The organism is Roseofilum capinflatum BLCC-M114, assembly GCF_030068505.1.
Lineage (GTDB): Bacteria > Cyanobacteriota > Cyanobacteriia > Cyanobacteriales > Desertifilaceae > Roseofilum > Roseofilum capinflatum.
This window is the reverse complement of the sequence record NZ_JAQOSO010000001.1, coordinates 26,451-46,970: the sequence shown is the minus strand read 5'-3', so window position 1 is coordinate 46,970 and position 20,520 is coordinate 26,451. Positions and strand designations below refer to the sequence as shown.

Sequence of the window (20,520 nt, the reverse complement as noted above, 5' to 3'; positions counted from 1 at the left end):
TCCTCAATTGCTTTCTCCATGGATTATGATAGATCTTTGGCCTATAGTGTTTTTTACGGTAAAGATACAATGCCATAGGTCGCTCTTGTTCTAACTATGTTGTTCATTGTTATTCCTAATGTCTACCGATCTGTCTACGGAAATTCAAAACGCGGTTGATGGCCGGCGCAACTTTGCGATTATTTCTCACCCTGACGCGGGTAAAACTACGTTAACGGAAAAATTGCTCCTCTATGGAGGGGCAATTCATGAAGCGGGGGCAGTGAAGGCTAGGGCAAGTCAGCGCCGAGCGACATCGGACTGGATGGCTATGGAGCAACAGAGGGGAATTTCGATTACTTCGACGGTGTTGCAGTTTCAGTATCAGGACTGTCAGATTAATTTGTTGGATACGCCGGGACACCAGGATTTTAGTGAAGATACTTATCGGACGTTGGCGGCGGCGGATAATGCGGTGATGTTGGAGGATGCGGCGAAGGGGTTGGAGCCACAAACCCGTAAGCTGTTTGAAGTTTGTCGGATGCGGAGAATTCCGATTTTTACGTTTTTTAATAAGATGGATCGCCCCACCCGCGAACCTCTGGAGTTATTGGACGAAATTGAGCAGGAGTTGGGGTTAAAAACTTATCCGGTGAATTGGCCGATTGGAACGGGCGATCGCTTCCAAGGGGTGTACGATCGCCATACCCAGGAAATTCATTTGTTTGAACGCAATGCCCATGGTAAACAAGCCGCAAAGGATACCATGATTCGCTTGGGCGATCCGCGCATTGAGGAATTATTAGACCAGGATTTGTATTATCAGCTTAAGGAAGATTTGGAATTACTCGATGGCTTGGGGTCAGAGTTTGACTTAGACGAGATCCACGCAGGAGAATTAACGCCAGTATTTTTTGGGAGCGCCATGACCAATTTCGGCGTGCAGCTCTTTTTGGATGCCTTTTTACAATACGCCCTGAAACCCGGAGATCGCAAAAGCTCGGAGGGGTTGATGTCTCCAGAATATCCAGAGTTTACGGGCTTTGTGTTTAAGCTACAGGCAAATATGGACCCGAAACACCGCGATCGCGTGGCATTTGTGCGCGTTTGTACCGGGAAATTTGAAAAGGATATGACGGTGAGTCATGCTCGTACCGGGAAAACCGTGCGCCTCTCGCGTCCTCAAAAACTGTTTGCTCAAGACCGAGGCTCGGTAGAGGTGGCTTATCCAGGGGATGTGATTGGGTTGAATAATCCAGGGGTGTTTGCGATCGGCGATACGATTTATACGGGTAAAAAAGTGGAATATGAAGGCATTCCTTGTTTTTCACCCGAATTATTTGCCTATTTGAGAAACCCCAATCCCTCCAAATTTAAGCAATTCCACAAAGGGGTCACCCAATTGCGGGAAGAGGGAGCCGTACAGATTATGTATTCTAGTGATGAATCTAAGCGCGACCCCATTTTAGCGGCTGTCGGTCAGTTGCAATTTGAGGTAGTGCAATTTCGCCTGCTGAATGAATATGGGGTAGAGACTCGCACGGAGTTATTATCCTATTCGGTAGCGCGATGGGTACTCAATGGCTGGGACTTTTTAGACCAGATGGGGCGGTTGTTTAATACGATGACAGTTAAGGATAATTGGGATCGACCGGTGCTGTTGTTTAAGAATGAGTGGAACTTGCAGCAAGTCCAGGGCGATCATCCGGATCTGAGATTGAGTGCGATCGCTCCTCTATCCTCTGGGCAATCCAATTAATATAGCGCCGAGCGCTCTAAAATCCATGAACCAAGAATTAGAAAAAAAAGATATTATTCGCTTAGAACATATCTCTAAAGTCTATCAGATGGGGGATGTAGAAGTTCAGGCGATCGCCGATGTCAGTTTAAGTATTCAAGCGGGGGAATATTGCGCCATTATGGGCCCCTCTGGGTCAGGAAAATCCACCGCCATGAATATTATCGGCTGTTTAGACCGTCCCAGTAGCGGACAGTATTACTTAGATGGTACGGATGTGGCTCAGTTACCCAAAAAGGAACTTTCTGCCATTCGCAATCAAAAACTAGGGTTTGTGTTTCAGCAATTTCATTTATTAGCCCAATTAACCGCCCTAGAAAATGTGATGTTGCCCATGGTTTATGCGGGGGTGAAAGGGCGAGAACGTCGAGATAAAGCGGCGGAAGCCTTGAAACAAGTGGGTTTGGACAATCGAATGCAAAATAGACCCAATCAACTCTCTGGAGGACAGCAGCAACGGGTGGCGATCGCCAGGGCGATCGTCAATCGTCCTGTCGTCTTGCTTGCAGATGAGCCAACGGGTGCATTAGACACCAAAACCACCGAAGAAGTCATGAATATCTTTACCCAATTAAACCAAGATGGCATGACAGTAGTTATGGTAACCCATGAACCTGATGTGGCTCGGTTAACCAACCGCATCATTTGGTTTAGAGATGGGCAAGTGGTTCAGTCCCATTTAAATTTAGATGAGTTACACGCTTCCCATCAGCAAGCTTAAAATGTAGACCACCTTTCAATTCAATAACCTAGTAATCCTCATCGTCCAAAAAATCCTCCGATGAATCCGAAGAATTCCTCTTTTTAAGTTTCACCTGATTGGACATGGCGCTAATGCGTCGTAATTGCAAGACAGCCCACTCCGCGACTTCTTGAACTTCCTCATCCGGATCGTCTACAGCATGACACATCATATGGCTAACAGTAGAAATCAACTCATACATACGAGTAAAATCTCGAATGGCATTTTTTCTCACTTCTGGATTATCATCTTGTAAGGATAAGGATAATGCCCGATTCATCGGTTTAATAGTTTTTACACCAATTTCCGATAGAGCGGATAAAATCAAAGTTCGCTGTCCCGAATCGGAATCGAAGAGTAAATTTAACAACGGTTTGACGGCTAAAGAATTACCCCGTTGTCCCAATTCCCAAATGGCTTGGCGGCGCTTTTGAGGATCGGCACTTTCTAAGTCTTGAATCAGATCCTCAACAATGGTGAGCTTGGGCAAACGGGTGGTTTCGTTAACCGGTAAAAGCTGATTGTTTTTTTCCGATTCTGGTGTAGTTTCTTCAGGAGATTCAGGTTCTTTTTCGAGTTCTGGATGGGCAGGTTTTTCTGGGGAAACTTGTTCCGATGGATCTTCAGAAATGCTTTTCGATTCGGTTTCTTGATGGTCAGACTCTAATTTGCCATTGCGAAATTTTTCTAGAGCCGCTTGAGCGAGAGAAGGCATTAGTTCCGGTGCTGAGGAATCGGGCACTGGATCAACCCTGTCTCGATCGGCTTCGTCCTCTTCCTCTTCAAATTCATCGTCTTCTTCAACCCCTCGATTGAGCAGTTTCAGGAGGATAAAAACGGTTCCTCCTAAAACAGTTAAGCCTCCTAACCCCATCATCACCCAACCGATTATTCCTTGTTGTTTAGAGGGTTTTTGGTTAGTTTTGTCTTTCTCTGATTCACGTTCTTCGCTGTCGGTTTCACGGGTCATCTGAGTAATGATGGCAGAGTCTAACCGATCCCAAGTATTTTGACCCACTTGACCATCAGCAGTTAAACCTTGGGCGCTTTGGAAGGCGATCGCCGCATCCTGAGTCGTTTGGTCATAAATCCCATCTATTTCACCTTGGAAATAACCCAAGTCTGTAAGCTGTTGCTGAAGTTCCCTCACCGCTTCTCCCTGAGCGCCTAGGGAGAGCAGGGGTCTAGGGGTGCGGCTTTTTTCCGCTTCTTCCAGGGCAATTTGGCTGTTATTGCGATAAAAGTCTATTCTTTCTTGGGCTTTTTCATAACAGTCATCGTCTGAGGGCACTTGAGCCATCAGGTCAGCCGCTTGTTGCCACTGCTGGGAAATTTGAGTCCATTGACCGGCAGTGGTGGCCACTTTTCCAGCTTGATTGGCTTGCTGGGCTAATTCTAGACCCCGATCGCAGACATTTTCGGAGGCTTGGGCCAGTACGATCGCTTGGCTTTCTTTAGGGGGAGAGAGGGCGATCGCCGTCCCAGAATTGATGATTCCTAGACTGGCAAGGGTACTAAAAATACATAGGGAGAGGCGATAGGACATTAGAGTAAGCCACTGCCGGTAGACAGAGTGTATGAATTGAGGATCTATGAGTCTGTGATACCTTGGATTGCTCTGGGTGGCAAGCATCGGCCCTTGATAATGGGCGGGCTATGCTCTGGGAAGGGGGAGGGATTCAGCAGATGCTCGGAAGGGGACGGAGCAATTTAAGGGGATTGTACCATGGCAAAAATAGGTATTTAGGGATTCTTCTCGTCGATTTCTACAGAGAGTGAACCTAGGGAGGCATCCGAGTTCGGAGAAAATTTTAAGTTAAATTTGGCCGCAAGGATTTCCCGTTGGTTGACGAGGTAGATGCTAATTAGGGTTAAGACAACTCCTAGCCATTGTAAGGGACTCAGGACTTCTTCGAGGATCAGATTACCAAACAGGAGGGCAAAGACGGGGGTGAGGAAGGTGAGGGAGCTAAAGCTGGTGAGGTTGCCGGAGGAGGCAAAGTAAAAGAAGAGTCCATAGGCGATCGCACTGCCGAAAACTGTGGAATAGGCGATCGCCATCCAATCACTCAGAAACAGGTGATCCCATTGATGAGTTTCCCAAAGGCCAGAGCCGAGCATCAGGGGGAGTCCGCCCAAGATCATATGCCAACCCGTAGCCATCAGGGGATCGGCATGGCGACTCACATAGCGGATCAGAATCGTTCCCATGGCCATAGATAGGGCGGCAAAGAGCATTAAGCCTTGTCCGTTCTGGAAAATCTGGGTGAAACTGGGCAACTCTTGCACCGGAAATCCGCCTAATATCCATTCATCGGGCAATCCAATTAGACTAATGCCACTGATACCTAGAATTAAGCCCAATGCCCCCCACCAACCGATGGTTTCTCCGAATAACCAGGCAGCCATCAGCGCTACAGCCAGGGGTTGGGAGTCAATCATCACCGAGCCAAGTCCGGCATTGGTTCTGACTAATCCTTGGGCGAGAAAGCCTTGAAACAGGGTTCCATCGATGAGGGCAAACAGACTAATCCATAACCAGGCTTTAACGCCTTGGGGTTGGGGCCGTTGGGTGAGCCAACCCGCCAGCAGGATCAGGATTCCCGCAGGAACCAGGCGCAGGGTGGCGATAAAGAAGGGGGTGGTGTGGGGGAGGGAACCTTTCATGGCCACCATGGCAGTTCCCCAGAAGAAGAAGGGGGAAATCAGGAGGAGAGAGAAGAGCCAAGAGGATGGACGGTTGATGGGTTTGAGTTGCATGTTTCCACAGTTGAGGGCAGCAAGCCAAGGTAGAGCTTAGAGCTAGATGCTCCCTTGGCAAAGAGTTAAGAGATATTGTAATCTATGTAGATTTGTGAAGCGATCGCCTTTGGGCCATCGCTCACGGAGGAGGGGGTTAGGAGATAATGGATTAAGGGAGCTGGCCGGTCTTGTTCTCTGTCAACATCTAGGTTAATTATGATTTGGTTTTTTAAGTCAAAAGCACGCAAGCAAATTGCTCGGATTGAAATTAATGGGGCGATCGCCTCTGGAACGCGCAAACGGGTTTTAGAAGCCCTAAAGACGGTGGAAGAGAAAAAATACCCGGCTCTCCTGCTGCGGATTGATTCCCCTGGGGGAACCGTGGGAGATTCCCAGGAAATTTACGCCGCCTTAATGCGACTGCGAGAGAAAATCAAAGTCGTGGCTAGTTTTGGTAATATTTCTGCCTCTGGTGGTGTGTATATTGGCATGGGAGCCGAGCATATCGTCTCTAATCCGGGTACAATTACAGGTAGCATTGGTGTAATTTTGCGCGGAAATAATTTAGAGCGCCTCTTAGATAAAATTGGAGTCTCCTTCAAGGTGGTCAAATCGGGCCCCTACAAAGATATCTTGGCCTTTGACCGAGAATTAACCCAGGAAGAACAGGACATTCTGCAACAGATGATCGATACCAGTTATCAGCAGTTTGTGCAAACCGTGGCCGAATCCCGGAAGCTAGAAGTCGATCGCGTCAAAAGTTTTGCCGATGGTCGTATTTTTACCGGTCAACAGGCCTTAGAATTAGGCGTAGTCGATCGCCTGGGAACCGAAGAAGACGCTCGTCTGTGGTTAGCCGAATTAGTCGGCCTTGACCCCCAGAAAACCGAGTGTAAAACCATCGAAGAACCTAAACCTTTATGGAGTCGAATTATTAATGGCGATAATCGGGTAAAATCAGGATTGCCGGCTGCCATGGACTGGTTAGAGTTTGAGGCATCAACCAATGGCTTGCCGTTATGGTTGTATCGACCTTGATAGAAGGAGTGATTTTTTCTGTATCCAAACCAGACCAGCACTAATTACTAAGCATGGAGAAGAGGAACGTGGGTTGGCAAGTCCGGGCAATTCGTGGGGCAACGACAGTAGAAGAAAATACCGTTGAGGCGATCCAAGCAGCAGTAACTGAGTTACTCGATGAGCTAGACCGAAAAAACCAGCTTTGCCCTGACCAACTCATTAGCGTCACATTTTCAGTTACTCGCGATCTCGATGCAGTGTTTCCAGCAGCGATCGCCCGGCAACGGGAAGGATGGGATCATGTGCCCCTATTAGATGTGCAACAAATGCATGTAGAAGGCGCTCTCACCCACTGTATCCGATTTCTAATTCATGCTTACCTACCAGGGGAAAGTCATGTCATCCACCCCTATTTAAGGGGAGCCAAGAAACTGCGACCGGACTTAAGCCAGACCTGAGAAGGGATGAAGCTAACAACCCAGAAGGCTGGAAATCAGAAGCAGTATTCGAGGCTATGATGGAGTAAGTGATCTAGCAAAATAGGAGTGAGCGAGAACTGCCGCGATCGCTCTCCACTGTTCCCTGCTATCGGTCAGGCTTTCGGCTGGAACTGTTCTGGCATTTGAATTATGTCCTTTGCTTCTGTCTCTTTGCAACTGCCCAGTCTAGAAACTGTTCTCGATCGCCATCCGATCGTGATTTCACCGGATCTAACGGTGGAGGAGGCGATCGCCCGTTGCGATCATCGAGCCTCTCATCCTTATCTACTGGTCAGGGACAACCAACAAGTTCTAGGGGTAGTGACGGTATCCGATTATCATCAGATGTGCCGCCATCGCCAGGAATGGGGTGGGGTTACCATTGACCGGGTGATGACTGCCCAGAGTTGGAGTTTAACTTGGCAACCCGATTTAGATCTGTGGGCAGTGACAAAACTGATGCATGAGCAGCAGATTTGGTATTTGCCCATACTCGATCGCCAGGGAGAGATCGTGGGGGCGATCTTAGGGGAAAAACTGCAACAAAGTCTACAAAATCTAGATGCGATCGCCGTTTACTATGGATTGGCCCAACTTCAAACAACACAGACAGAACCCGATGATCGCCACAAGATTGACTTTCAGACTCTTCTCAATCGCACCGTTAAAGAGATTCATCAAGGCTTAAAGTGCGATCGGGTGTTAATTTATCGCTTTGAACCCAATGGCGGTGGCACAGTCATTGCTGAATCAGTAAATCCCTTATGCCAATCCTTATTCGGTCGAAAGATTACCGATCCTCACTTTGGCGAAGATCTATTTAAAGCCTATCAAAATGGACGCACCCAAGTTACCCATGATATTGAGTCCGGAGAGTTAACCCCTTGTCATGTGGAATTCTTACGGCAAATTCAGGTGAGAGCCAACTTAGTGGTTCCCATTGTCCAAGGGGATCATCTCTGGGGACTGCTCACCGCGCAGCAGGCGATCGCCCCTCGGCATTGGTCTAGACCCGATGAAGCATTTCTCAAACAGCAAGCCGATCAATTGGCGATCGCCTTAAAACAAAGCTTGCAGTTCCAAGATTTACCCACCCAACTGAGGGAACATCAATGGATGCAGTACGCTTTAGAACAAGAGCGCAACTTTACCCGCGCCATTCTTAATGCCGTTGATGCCTTAGTCGTTGTGGTGAATCGCCACGGTGAAATCATTTATTTTAATCACACCTGTCAACATTTGAGTGGTTATGGAGAAAAACAAGCTCAAGGTCAGCGATTTTGGGAATTTTTAATTCCAGTCGCCGAGCAACTTGAGATTAAACAAGTTCTTCAGCAAGCGCTTCGGGGAGAATCGACGGAGATGTATCAAGGCCATTGGCTGACTCAAAAGAGTGGACAACGCCGCATTGAGTGGTCAAACCAGATTTTTCGCGACCGGGGAAAGATTACCCATGTGATTATCACAGGGATAGATTTAAGCCGACGACAGGAAGCGCAAATGCAGCTTCGGTTGCGCGATCGCCAGCAACAAACCTTAACCCATTTAAGCCAGGATGCGATCGCCAGCACCAACCTCCAGGTACTAATGAATAAAATTGTACGGGAGATTGCCAAAACCCTAGATGTGGACTATGTAGAACTGCTAGAACTCTTGCCCAATCAAGCCGCATTTCAAATTAAAGCCGCCCATGGATTTAACTCCGTTCACCATCAAGATCTTCAGCATTCCCTTGAACAACTAACCCTCAGTGCTGCCAAAAATACCCAATTAGGGTATACCTTATGGTCTGGCCAATCCGTGGTCGTAGATGACCTACGGGTAGAAACCCGATTTCGCGGTTCAGTATTACTCAATCAAGGGCGCGTAATTAGTGGCGTAACCACCCTGATTCCCGGTTTAGGGCATCCCTTTGGGGTGTTGGGCGTGCATACTAGGGAACATCGCCATTTTAGTCCGGACGAAGTGCAATTTTTAGAGGCGATCGCCCATTTACTCGCATCTGTCCTAGAACGACATCGCCTCACAGAAGAATTAAACCAATTTTTTAACCTTTCCCTCGATCTCTTTTGCATTATCGGCTTTGACGGTTCTTTTAAGCGCATCAATCCCCGTTTTCAAGGACTCTTGGGATATAGCCCAGAACAACTGCAATCAAGTACCTTATTAGATTTCGTCCATCCCGACGACTTAGCCGCCACCGAAGCTCAAGTGCAGCAACTCGCCTCTAGAGTCCCCACCGTTAACTTTGAACATCGGTATCGCGCTCAAGATGGCTCCTATCGATGGATTGCTTGGACAGCCATGCCAGCCGATGAACCCTATTTTTACGCCGTCGGTCGAGATATTACAGAGCGGCGAGAGATAGAATCCGCCTTAAAAAAAAGTCAACAACGCTATGCTACCTTAGCCAGTGCATCTCCTGTGGGCATCTTTCAGACAGATAACCAAGGCCGATGTTTATACGTCAATCATCGCTGGTGTGAGATGACCGGTCTATGCCCACAAGAAGCGATAATGGAAGGGTGGTCTCAAACTCTCCATCCCCTGGATTCAGAATGGGTGCTTCACCAGTGGTCTCAAGCTGTAGAGGAGAATCGCACATTTTATTCTGAGTATCGCTTTCAACATCTAGATGGCCGAGTCGTTTGGGTCGTGGGCCAGGCCGTTGCTGATGTAGATGAGGACGGGAACATCATCGGGTATGTGGGCAGTATTACCGATATTAGCGATCGCAAGCAAGCCGAAGAAGCCCTCAAATATCTCAATCAAACCCTAGAAGATCAAGTCACTCAACGCACAGCAGATTTACAAGCCGCCAATGAAGCCCTCCGTTATGCCGAAGAACGGTTTAGAATTGCCCTAAAAAATTCTCCCATTGTTGTCTTCAACCAAGATTTAGATCTGCGATATACCTGGATTTATAATCCTCCTCCTGGTTATGAGCCAGAGATCATTCTCGGCAAATTAGATAGAGATTTATTTGTACCCGAAGAAGGTCAAAAATTAGAGGCAATTAAACAACAAGTTTTAGACTCTAAGATAGGAGTTCGAGAAGAAATAATTGTCACTAATCAAGGGGACTTTAAGTGTTATGATTTAACCGTTGACCCCTTGTTGAATTTAGATAATCAAGTGATTGGAGTAACTTGTGCTGCCCTAGATATTACCCACCGTAAGAAAGCCGAATTAGCGCTGCAAGAGAGCGAGCGATTTATTCAACGCATTGCGGATGCGAGTCCAAATATCTTATATATTTATGACTTAGAGAAGCAAAAGAATATTTATGCCAATAAAAATATTGCTGTCGTTCTAGGCTACAGTCCCCGTGAGATTCAGGACATGGGCAATAGCCTGTTTGACCAACTCATGCATCCAGAAGATCGGCCCAAAGTATATCAGTTTCATCAAAACTTGATGGATACAAGTGATACAGAAATTTGGGAAATTGAATACCGAATGCGCGATCGCCAAGGGCAATGGCATTGGTTCGTTAGTCGAGATACAATTTTCACCAAAGATCCTCAAGGGAAACCCATACAAATTCTAGGCGCTGCCTCCGATATCACCCAACGCAAACAAGTCGAAGAACAATTACGCTTGAGCGAACGAGCCATTTCTGCCAGTAGCAACGGTATCGTCATTGTCGATGCCAAACAGCCCGATTTCCCCGTCATTTCCGTTAATCCTGCCTTTGAGCGTGTCACGGGATATTCAGCACAAGACATCATCGGCAAAAATTGCCGGATTCTGCAAGGCAAAGATCGCCATCAAGACGGACTTAAAATCATTCGTCAAGCCTTAAAAAATGAAGAAAGCTGTACAGTTGTATTGCGAAACTATTGCAAAGACGGAACCTTATTTTGGAACCGAGTCACTATTTCTCCAATTCATGACGATCGAGGAATCTTAACTCATTATCTAGGCATTCAAAACAACATTACTGAAATAAAAAGTGCTGAAGAACGTTTGCTAGAGAAAGTAAAACGTGAAGAACTGTTTGGAATGATTACGCAACGGATTCGCGAATCCTTAGACCTGCGAGAAATCCTCACAACAACAGTCCAAGAAGTTAAACAACTCTTACTCTCCGATCGCGTCTTAGTTTATCGAGTGTTATCCAACTACACCGGACAAGTCATTGCAGAAGCAGTTAATCCCGGTTGGACTCGCACCTTAGATCAAAAATTTCCCGAAGAAATTTTTCCTAGGGAATGCTATAATGAATATATTGCGGGCAAAACCTATGCACTATCAGATGTTTGTCATCCTAATATTCGGCCCTGTTTAGTGGAATTTCTACAAGAATTTCAAGTCAAAAGTAAAATCGTCGTTCCTATTGTACAAAACAACTTATTGTGGGGACTGTTAATTGTTCATCAATGCGATCAAATTAGACAGTGGAAAACTGAAGAAGTCACCTTATTAAAACAAATTGCTTCCCAACTGGCGATCGCTATTCAACAATCAGAATATTATCAGCAACTGCAAACTGAACTCAAAGAAAGAATTGTAGCCGAAAAAGCCTTGTTGATGAGTCAACAAAGAATTCAATACTTGCTCTCTTCTAGCCCAGGCATTTTATACAGTCTTCGTGCCCATGATAGCTTCGACCTTACCTTTGTAAGTGACAATGCTTATGATTTAATTGGCTATGAATTACTAGAAATGTTTGAGCCTAATTTTTGGTCAGATCATCTACATCCAGAAGACAAAAACAAAATCGATCATTACGGCTTAAAGACTTTATTTAAACAAGGTTCTTATAGCCATGAATACCGTTTTTGGCATAAAGAAGGAAGATATATTTGGATTTACGACCAACTGAACCTAGTGCGGGACGAGAACGGAAGTCCTCTAGAAATCATTGGCTATTGGATAGATATCAGCGATCGCAAAGAAATCGAACAAAAATTACAAGAAACAACCTCTCGATTGACCAGTTTGATCTCTAATCTTCAGCTTGGAGTTTTAGTTAAAGATGAACATAATAAAGTCGCTTTAATCAATCAAGCATTTTGCGATATTTTCAAAACCATAAACTGTTCTAATCGATTAATTGGACAAAAATGGGGAAATATTGGTGATGAATTTGCACCGTTATTTGAGCATCCAGAAGAAATTAGTCAAAACCATCAAAAAATTGTGGCAAATCAGGAAATTGTTACCAACCAAGAAATACAATTAGCCGATGGTCGCATCCTTGAACAAAACTATGTTCCGATTCTAATTGATTCCGTCGATCGAGGACATTTATGGATGTATCGAGACATTAGCGATCGCAAACAAGCAGAAAGTAGATTGGTAACTTCTTTACAAGAAAAAGAAGTGCTTTTAAAAGAAATTCATCATCGAGTCAAAAACAATTTATTGGTTGTTTCTAATTTATTAGAATTTCAAGCTGATTATGTCAGTGATTCCAGCTTAATCAAGGTATTAGAAGATAGTCGCAGTCGTATTTATTCCATGGCTCTAATTCATGAAAAACTTTATCGCTCTATGACCCTAGATACAATTAATTTTGGTGAATATTTAGAAGACTTAGTTCATAACTTATTTGAATCGTATAACTTAGAAAATAATCGAGTAACCTTTGATTTAAATATTGAACCTGTCTTGTTAAATATAGAAACCGCTCATCCCTGTGGTTTAATTGTCAATGAGTTATTATCGAATACCTTAAAACATGCTTTTCCACAAGGGAGGAAAGGGCTAGTCAAGATTACCATGTATCAGCAAAATAATGGTCAAATTGTGGTCGAGGTAGCCGATAATGGAATTGGTTTCCCCGAAGATTTAGATTTTCGTAATGTTGAATCTTTGGGGATGGAGTTAGTTTGTACCCTAACGGAACAATTAGAAGGTGAAATTACATTGCTTCGAGACCATGGCACAACATTTGAATTGCGATTTTTAGAATTAAAGTATCGTCAGAGGGTATAACTTATGTCTCCTATCAAGATTTTAATTGTTGAGGATGAATTACTGATTGCCAAAGGACTAGCCCGGAAATTAGAAAAGTTAGGCTATGAAGTAGTTGGAATTGTATCTTCAGGAAAAGCAGCTCTGAATAAAATTACAGAGGTTATCCCGGATCTGATTTTAATGGATATTGTGATTAAAGGGGATATGGATGGAATTGAAACAACAGAAATGATCAGAAAGCAATATAATATTCCAGTGATTTATGTCACGGCTTATGCTGACGATCAAACGTTGACTCGAGCTGAAGAAACCGGATCTTATGGTTATTTACTCAAGCCGTTTAAGGAACGGGAAGTTCATGCCACGATTAAAATGGCACTCAAAAAACATCAGGAAAATCTAAATATAGAATCTTCCTTAGCTAATGCGGAATCGAGAAGTCAAGAAAAAACTGAGTATATCTCGTTGGCTTCTCATGACTTAAGAACACCTTTAACAGCGATTCAAATGTCTGCGGGAATGTTACAAAGTTATGGACATAAGCTGACGGAAGACAAAAAAGGAAAGCACTTAAAACGCATTCAAATCGCAGCGCAACATATGAACCAGTTGCTCGAAGATATTTTAACCTTAAGTCGAACAGAAGCGGGAAAATTAGAGTTTCATCCCGAACCGATGGATGTGGTAGAGTTTTGTGAAGAGGTACTTGACGAAGTGAAGGCGATCGCTTCTAGCAAACATTTCTTGAAACTTACACTTTATGGAGAAAAGCAAATCATTAATCTCGATCCTCTGATCCTACGCCACATTCTCTCCAATTTGCTCTCCAATGCCATCAAGTATTCTCCAGAGGGGGGAACCGTTAATCTCGATGTTACCCAAACCGATAGGGAGATTACGTTTGCCGTTTGCGATCGCGGCATCGGCTTACCTCTAGAGTATCAAAAAAAACTATTTCAACGGTTTGAACGGGCGGATAATGTGGGCAAAATTCCTGGAACAGGCTTAGGACTCTCCATTGTCAAACGTTTAATCGATCTCCATGGCGGGGAAATCACAGTAGAAAGTGAACCAGGAAAAGGAAGTATTTTTACAGTTACCTTTCCCTGCATTTTTTAATCTCAAAGTCTTAAAAGATGTTATTTTATTGGGCGACTAGGAACAATAGCGATCGCTAACCACACGGCTATAAGTATGTAAAGAAGGTTTATCCCGATAGCGCGGATCGAGTTCAACCACAGACTCTAGCTGCTTACACACCCTTTGATGGCTCCCCACGTGATTATATCCCCAGCTATAGACAACAGTCTGCTCGCTAGGGGGTTGGGCTTGGACAGGATTAGAAATTAGAGTTGTCCAGAGTATGAGGGTAAAGGCTCCCAGGAATAAAATCACGAACTTTAACATACGGCGATCCTCATGATTCAGTAATCAGATGGTATTACTTCGATCATAGAAGGTTTAACCCAGCTTTGAAATGGGTTAAATCACACAACTTTTAGCCTGAAAATGCATCTTGAAGATAGTCTATAATCAGGAATTGGTGATTTTCATAGGTTACAGGGGGGGCGATCGCCTTTACATCTGCCAACTGACCCACCGGCTGACAATACACCAACGCCACATCAAACCGACATCCCCATTCACACCATTGGGGAGACTCAGCCAGAAACAACTCAGCCGCACAGCGCAATTTCTCCTGTTTACGAGAAGAGATCGCCGTTAACCCATTATGATCCCAATTGCCAGCACTGCGGGTTTTCACCTCCACAAAGACCAACTCTTCCCCCCATTGGGCAATCAGATCCAACTCTCCCCAACGACAGCGCCAGCGACGATGCAAAATCCTTGCCCCTTGCTGTTGCAACCATTGGGCAACCACCTCTTCCCCTTGAATTCCTGGATTGATCTCCACCTTCGCACCCCCTCTTTTCAGTCTCTACCTTCCCATAGGATGATGGTATCGCTGTTAAACACCCAGAACATCATTGCCATGACCATCAAAAAAATCCCTACTTACGCAATCCTATTGTTGAGTGTATTCCTGATCTTCAGCCTGAGCCTCACCGGAGCTATGGGCAACCTATCCCCAGCCTTAGCCCAAAACTATGAAAAAGTAGACCTTAAAAGAGCTGATTTTTCCGGCAAAGACCTGAAACAAGCCCAATTCGATCAGGCAGACTTGACCGAAAGTAGCTTTGTGGGGGCAGACTTGCGGGGAGCGAGTTTATTTGGAGCCAAATTAATTAGAGCCAATTTAGAAGGGGCGGATCTGAGATATTCCACCATTGGAGAAGCTAATTTTAGGAAGGCGAATTTAAAAAATGTTCTCTTTGAAGGCGCTTTTGCCCAACTAGCCAGCTTTAGAGATGCTAACATCGAAGGAGCCGACTTTACCGATGTGATTCTCCGAGATGATGCTCAGGAATATCTATGTGCGATCGCCAAAGGAACCAACCCGATCACCGGAGAAAACACCCGCGACACCCTTTACTGCAATTAGCTCAACCCATATCCCCTGCCCCCTCTAGGGCAGGCAAACGTTTTTGCGGTTTCGCAAAATCCCTGCTTTGTAAGTTCGGTTCACCTCCAATGGCGTTTTAGCGAATTCGTCTACACTAAAAACAAGTCAACAAAAACAAGTCAACAGAATTTAGTCCTCTCACTTACGCAGATCATCATGAATCACAACACCCAAAATTCTCACCTGTTCGAGCAACTCGCTAACGAAAACAATGCCCTAGGCCAATATCTACATTCCCTAGATGCCCAAGCCGTCAATCATCTTTCGCAACCGTCTAAAGAAGCCCTGGCTGTGATGGAACATAATATTGTCGGACTACTTGGACAATTGCCTCCAGACCATTTTGGGGTTAGCATCACCACCAGTCGAGAACAGTTGGGGCGTTTGTTGGCTTCGGCAATGATGACGGGCTATTTTCTGCATAAAGCCGAAACCCGCATGGGGCTAGAAGAGCATTGGGACAACTTGAGTGATGAAGACTCGTAAATGTCACTCAGCGGTTGAGGTGCGAGAGGTGGCGACAAAGGAAGTGGTAACGGCGCTCGAAATCCTCTCTCCAGCTAATAAGCGCTCTGGGAAAGGGCGGAACCAATACGAGAGTAAACGCAATACAGTTTTCAGCAGTTCTACGCATTTAGTAGAGATTGATGTATTGCGTAAGGGAGAACCGGTTATCGGAAGCGATCGCCGAAAGAGATAGCATCTATGCTGTAATCAAAGGTTCGGCGATTAATAACGATGGTTCTTTGAAGGTGAGCTATGCCGCTCCATCAGTAGAGGGTCAAGCGGCGGTTATTTCCGAAGCTTTGGCAGTTGCCACAGTCGAGGCCAGTACGGTGAGCTACATCGAAACCCACGGCACGGGGACTCCCCTAGGCGATCCGATCGAAATTGCCGCCCTGACCCAAGCCTTCCGAGAAACCACCGCAGAAAAAGGCTTTTGCGCGATCGGCTCAGTGAAAACCAACGTCGGACATTTAGCCAATGCAGCAGGAGTCGTCGGCTTAATTAAAACGGCTCTAGCGCTCAAACATCAGGTCATTCCGGCCAGCCTGCACTACGAACAACCCTTACCCCAAATCGATTTTGCCAACAGTCCGTTTTTTGTCAATCGCCAACTGCGAGAATGGCAAAGTAATGACACCCCTCGTCGCGCTGGGGTCAGTTCCTTTGGCATGGGAGGAACTAATGTTCATGTTGTTTTAGAAGAAGCTCCAGAGATCGGGAACGGGGAACCCGGCCAGGAACGAGAGCGCCTCTCCCATCTGTTTACCGTATCAGCCAAGACAGAGAAAGGCTTGCAGACAGCGATCGCCCAATATCTGACCTACCTGGACTCTAGCTCGCCAGCAGAACTAGCCGATATTTGTTTCACTGCCAACGTGGGACGCAAGCATTTTCAGCATCGTTTAGCTGTTGTGGTTGAATCTAAAGCTGAATTGCGGGAAAAATTGGCCGAGAGTAAGGTGGGCAATGCCCACCCTACTGGACCGGCAAGCTTAATTTTGTGGGCAACGCGATCGCTGTAATTTATTCCATTAGTAAATTGTAGCACATAGCTTACCCATGATTTTAAGCTTGCCGGTCCACTACGATTCCAGGGGGGGAATAAGAAAGTCCTCCTTTTTTAAGGAGGATTTTCCGCAAGCGGACATGAAAGGGGGATCAAAGTGTACCGCATAGCAGAGCAAACTGCTGTAAAACTCCGTTTTCGGCTGTCGCCGACATGAAACGCTTCGCGATAAAACTCCGTTTTCGGCTGTCGCCGACATGAAACGCTTCGCGATAAAACTCCGTTTTCGGCTGTCGCCGACATGAAACGCTTCGCGATAAAACTCCGTTTTCGGCTGTCGCCGACATGAAACGCTTCGCGATCGCGGGCTGTAACAACGGAAATTCTAACGAATTTCCAAGAGGTTGTTTTAGATAAACTTTTGTGTCTCAACTTTAAATAAATCGGGACTTTTAAGAGAACCTATTACCCATTACCTGTTACCTATTACCGCACTTCGGCGCTGTAAAGCGCGAAAACTGCTGTATGGGTGAACCGGCTCCATCTTCCCATCTCAGCATCTCAGCATCCCCTATACCCCACACCACTCTGGTACACAACCAAATCTCAGAATATGATTGACAACAGGAGTGCAACTAAACGATTTTCCCCCAAAACCCAACTGATGAGGAACACCGATGAAGGCTTCAGAACTACTAGCACGCTATCGTGCCGGAGAACGGAATTTTTCCCAAGTCAACTTGGCAAACGCAGACTTGCGCCAAGCCAGTCTCTGTGAAATTAACCTAACGCGAGCGAATCTGGTCAAAGTGAATTTAGCGGGGGCAACCCTAGGGGGAGCAACCTTTAGTCAAGCATTTATGAATCAAGCAACCCTGACAGGAGCTAACCTAATTGGGGCCCACTTGGAAGAAGCCTCTTTGCACGAAGCTTTCCTCAGCGATACCAATCTCCAAGGAGCAAATTTACAAGGGGCGAATCTGAGCGACAGCAATCTCAATGACTCGATCCTAAACCATACCAATTTACGGGGGGCTTGTTTGAGTCGAGCCAAACTGATCAATGCTTCCATGCACCATGCCATTCTGGAATATGCCAATTTAACCCATGCTATCCTCAATGGTGCCATGCTCCAGCAAGCCAAGTTAGCCCATAGCATTTTAGCGCAATGCATGTTAGAACAGGCGGATCTCGAACAAGCGGATCTCAGTCAAGCCATTCTTATGGGAGCGTCTCTGCGTCGGGCGATTTTGCGAGGGGTGAGTTTACGCTCGACCAATTTAATGGGGGTTTCCTTCCGTTCGGCCGATCTGCATGGAGCGACCCTCTATCGTGCCCAAATGTGCTGGACAAACTTCACCCAAGCGGACTTGAGTGAAGCGGTGTTAATGGACACAGATTTTACCCTGTCCAATTTATCTGAGGCTAATTTAGACGGAGCGTCTGTGACAGGCGCTCAGTTTCCCAAGGGATTTGATGCGAATCTAGTTAGGCAATATCGAGAACTTGGCTGAGAAAGGCCCATTTATCAGCAATTTCTTGGATTTGTTTGCTGGTGGGTTTTCCTGCGCCATGGCCGGCTTTGGTTTCAATGCGGATCAAGACTGGGGATGAACCTTGATGGGCAGCTTGGAGGGCGGCGGCAAATTTGAAACTGTGGGAGGGAACAACGCGATCGTCGCGATCGCTAGTTGTAACTAGAGTAGCAGGATAGGCGGTTCCCGGTTTCAGGTTGTGCAAGGGGGAATAGCGATAGAGGGTTTCAAAGTCTTCTGGAGTGTCGGCACAGCCATATTCATCGCACCACGCCCAGCCAATGGTAAATTTATGGAAGCGCAACATATCCATGACCCCGACAGCAGGAAGAGCAGCGCCAAATAGGTCGGGACGTTGCGTTAGACAAGCGCCGACTAATAAACCGCCATTACTGCCACCGGCGATCGCCAATTTCTGAGAACAAGTATACTTTTGCTCAATTAACCACTCCGCCGCCGCAATAAAATCATTAAACACATTCTGTTTATTCTGTTTCATCCCCGCTTGATGCCAATCTTCGCCATATTCTCCGCCCCCCCGTAAATTGGGAACTGCATAGATTCCCCCTTGCTCCATCCAAACCAGAGTGCTGACGGAAAAACCCGGAGTCAGGGAAATACTAAAGCCCCCATAGCCATAGAGTAAGGTTGGGTTCGAGCCATCCAGGGTAATCCCTTTTTTATGGGTAATAAACAGAGGAATTTGTGTCCCATCTTTACTCAGATAAAAAACTTGCTTGCTCTCATAGTCATCTGGATTAAAGTTTACCTCCGGTTGCCGATACAGGGTACTTTCTCCAGTCAGCAAGTCATAGCGATAAATGGTGCTGGGGGTAGTATAGCTAGTAAAGCTATAAAAGGTTTCTGTATCTTCAGGTTTACCATTAAATCCACTCACGGAACCCAAACCCGGTAAAGCCAAAGTTTTTAGATGCTCTCCCTCTAAGCTATAGAGGTTAACTTGGGAGTGAGCATTTTCCATGGATCGAACCACAAATTGATGGTTGAGCAGACTGACTTGGCTAATCACATTGCTGGATTCGGGAAGGATTTCTCGCCAGTTTTCTTTTTCGGGATGGTTGATATCAATCGCAATCACCCGCCACTTGGGAGCTTGCCAATTGGTTTTAAACCAGAGGGTTGAACCTTGAGAGCCAATAAACTGATAACTGGCTTCAAATTCAGGGATTAATTCGATAATCGGGCTGTTGTCTTGGCTTAAGTCTTGATAGAAAACAAGATTTTTGAGTTCTGTGGAGCGCCAAACGCTAATTAGTAAGTATTGGCCATCTTCAGTAATTTCGGGAGAAAAGCCCCATTCTTTTTGATCGGGACGCTCATAGATCAGGCGATCCTCTGCTTGGGAATCACCTAACCGATGGTAGTAGAGTTTTTCGTAATAGTTTTGTTCTTGATATTCCTGTCCTTCTTTGGGTTCTGCGTAGCGGTTGTAATAGAATCCTTGATTGTCTTTTGACCAGGTGACGCTAGAAAATTTAATCCATTTTAAGTGATCGGTTAAATCCTCTTGGGTGTCGATCTGCCGCACTTTCCATTCTTGCCAATCAGAACCGGATTGGGATAAACCATAGGCGAGATATTCCCCATTGTCAGAAATGGAAATCCGGGAGAGGGCAAGGGTTCCATCTTCGGATAAGGTGTTGGGATCGAGTAAGATTTGGGGGTCTGGATCGGATTCTTTGAGACAGTAGAGAACAGATTGATTTTGCAGGCCAGAGTTCTTGAAATAGAATAGGCGATCGCCTTGTTTAGAAGGAATGCCATATTTCTCATAATTCCAGAGTTCTTCGAGACGGGTTTTCAGGGCGGTTCTGGTGGGGATTTTCTCTAGAAATTCAAAGGTGATTTGGTTTTGAGCTTCAACCCAGGCTTGGGTTTGTGGGGACTCTAAATCTTCTAGCCATCGATAGGGATCGGATACGGATGTACCGTGATAATCATCGACTTGATCGACTTGGCGGGTTGGGGGATAGTCAAACACTGGGGAAACCTCAGACATAGAAACATACTCCATCAGGGGTTGGATACTGAAAACATACCGAAGAATACGGATTAGGGCCAGTCCCCTCTGATTGTATAGCAATTATTACTTCTGTTCAGCCTTACATCTATTAATGGGTATATGAAAATTGTTTCATACAAAGAAATAAAGATAAACATAAATTTAGAAAAATTTAAAAACCTCTTCCAAATCTGAGAAAATTTGATAAAATTTAACATAACAACTGTCTATATCATTCAT

Annotated in this window: 15 protein-coding genes and 1 pseudogene; 11 read left to right on the top strand and 5 right to left on the bottom strand. The window is 45.6% G+C overall.

Annotated features, from left to right (window positions below; genetic code table 11):
• Positions 1-118 precede the first annotated feature (118 nt).
• Both prfC and PMG25_RS00210 read left to right on the top strand, forming a co-directional pair.
• On the top strand, positions 119-1,738 hold the full coding sequence (gene prfC / locus PMG25_RS00215; RefSeq protein ID WP_283764901.1) for a peptide chain release factor 3: 1,620 nt from the start codon (positions 119-121) through the stop codon (positions 1,736-1,738).
• Positions 1,739-1,763: 25 nt separating this feature from the next.
• Positions 1,764-2,498, top strand: coding sequence for an ABC transporter ATP-binding protein (locus PMG25_RS00210; protein ID WP_283764900.1), 735 nt, complete (start codon positions 1,764-1,766; stop codon positions 2,496-2,498).
• 28 nt (positions 2,499-2,526) lie between these two features.
• Here the strand turns inward: PMG25_RS00210 and PMG25_RS00205 are convergent, their stop codons facing one another.
• Positions 2,527-4,065: a peptidoglycan-binding protein gene (locus tag PMG25_RS00205; protein WP_283764899.1), complete on the bottom strand. Its 1,539-nt coding sequence runs from the start codon at positions 4,063-4,065 to the stop codon at positions 2,527-2,529.
• A 197-nt stretch (positions 4,066-4,262) separates the two neighbouring features.
• A complete protein-coding gene (locus tag PMG25_RS00200) occupies positions 4,263-5,279 on the bottom strand; it encodes a DMT family transporter (protein WP_283764898.1) in 1,017 nt (338 codons plus the stop codon).
• A gap of 198 nt (positions 5,280-5,477) precedes the next feature.
• Here PMG25_RS00200 and sppA point away from each other — a divergent pair, with 198 nt between their 5' ends.
• The 4 genes from sppA (at position 5,478) to PMG25_RS00180 (ending at position 13,804) form a co-directional block, all read left to right on the top strand.
• A complete protein-coding gene (gene sppA, locus PMG25_RS00195; RefSeq protein ID WP_283764897.1) occupies positions 5,478-6,299 on the top strand; it encodes a signal peptide peptidase SppA in 822 nt (273 codons plus the stop codon).
• 68 nt (positions 6,300-6,367) lie between these two features.
• Positions 6,368-6,739: a chorismate mutase gene (aroH, locus tag PMG25_RS00190; RefSeq protein WP_347178700.1), complete on the top strand. Its 372-nt coding sequence runs from the start codon at positions 6,368-6,370 to the stop codon at positions 6,737-6,739.
• 171 nt (positions 6,740-6,910) lie between these two features.
• Positions 6,911-12,703, top strand: coding sequence for a PAS domain S-box protein (locus PMG25_RS00185; RefSeq protein ID WP_283764895.1), 5,793 nt, complete (start codon positions 6,911-6,913; stop codon positions 12,701-12,703).
• Positions 12,704-12,706: 3 nt separating this feature from the next.
• Positions 12,707-13,804: a hybrid sensor histidine kinase/response regulator gene (locus tag PMG25_RS00180; protein WP_283764894.1), complete on the top strand. Its 1,098-nt coding sequence runs from the start codon at positions 12,707-12,709 to the stop codon at positions 13,802-13,804.
• 36 nt (positions 13,805-13,840) lie between these two features.
• Here the strand turns inward: PMG25_RS00180 and PMG25_RS00175 are convergent, their stop codons facing one another.
• Together PMG25_RS00175 and PMG25_RS00170 are read right to left on the bottom strand one after the other, a co-directional pair.
• Positions 13,841-14,092: a hypothetical protein gene (locus PMG25_RS00175; RefSeq protein ID WP_283764893.1), complete on the bottom strand. Its 252-nt coding sequence runs from the start codon at positions 14,090-14,092 to the stop codon at positions 13,841-13,843.
• Positions 14,093-14,183: 91 nt separating this feature from the next.
• Positions 14,184-14,600 (bottom strand): YraN family protein, encoded by a 417-nt coding sequence (locus PMG25_RS00170; RefSeq protein ID WP_283764892.1) that lies wholly within the window; start codon positions 14,598-14,600, stop codon positions 14,184-14,186.
• Between the two features lie 78 nt (positions 14,601-14,678).
• Between PMG25_RS00170 and PMG25_RS00165 the strand changes: the two genes are divergently transcribed.
• The 5 genes and pseudogenes from PMG25_RS00165 (at position 14,679) to PMG25_RS00150 (ending at position 18,236) form a co-directional block, all read left to right on the top strand.
• Complete coding sequence (locus PMG25_RS00165) at positions 14,679-15,188, top strand: pentapeptide repeat-containing protein (protein WP_283764891.1); 510 nt, start codon at positions 14,679-14,681, stop codon at positions 15,186-15,188.
• A gap of 177 nt (positions 15,189-15,365) precedes the next feature.
• Positions 15,366-15,695: a DUF760 domain-containing protein gene (locus tag PMG25_RS00160; protein ID WP_283764890.1), complete on the top strand. Its 330-nt coding sequence runs from the start codon at positions 15,366-15,368 to the stop codon at positions 15,693-15,695.
• Positions 15,696-15,708: 13 nt separating this feature from the next.
• Positions 15,709-15,882: pseudogene (locus tag PMG25_RS24345) on the top strand (DUF4058 family protein); the annotation flags it as partial.
• A complete protein-coding gene (locus PMG25_RS00155; protein ID WP_283764889.1) occupies positions 15,857-16,738 on the top strand; it encodes a CurL C-terminal domain-containing protein in 882 nt (293 codons plus the stop codon). The pseudogene PMG25_RS24345 and the gene PMG25_RS00155, both read left to right, overlap by 26 nt.
• Positions 16,739-17,399: 661 nt before the next feature.
• On the top strand, positions 17,400-18,236 hold the full coding sequence (locus tag PMG25_RS00150) for a pentapeptide repeat-containing protein (protein ID WP_283764888.1): 837 nt from the start codon (positions 17,400-17,402) through the stop codon (positions 18,234-18,236).
• On the opposite strand, the gene PMG25_RS00145 is transcribed toward PMG25_RS00150, so the two are convergent.
• Positions 18,211-20,277, bottom strand: a complete 2,067-nt coding sequence (locus PMG25_RS00145) for a prolyl oligopeptidase family serine peptidase (RefSeq protein WP_283764887.1) — start codon at positions 20,275-20,277, stop codon at positions 18,211-18,213. The two genes, PMG25_RS00150 and PMG25_RS00145, sit on opposite strands and share 26 nt — an antisense overlap.
• Positions 20,278-20,520: the final 243 nt, after the last annotated feature.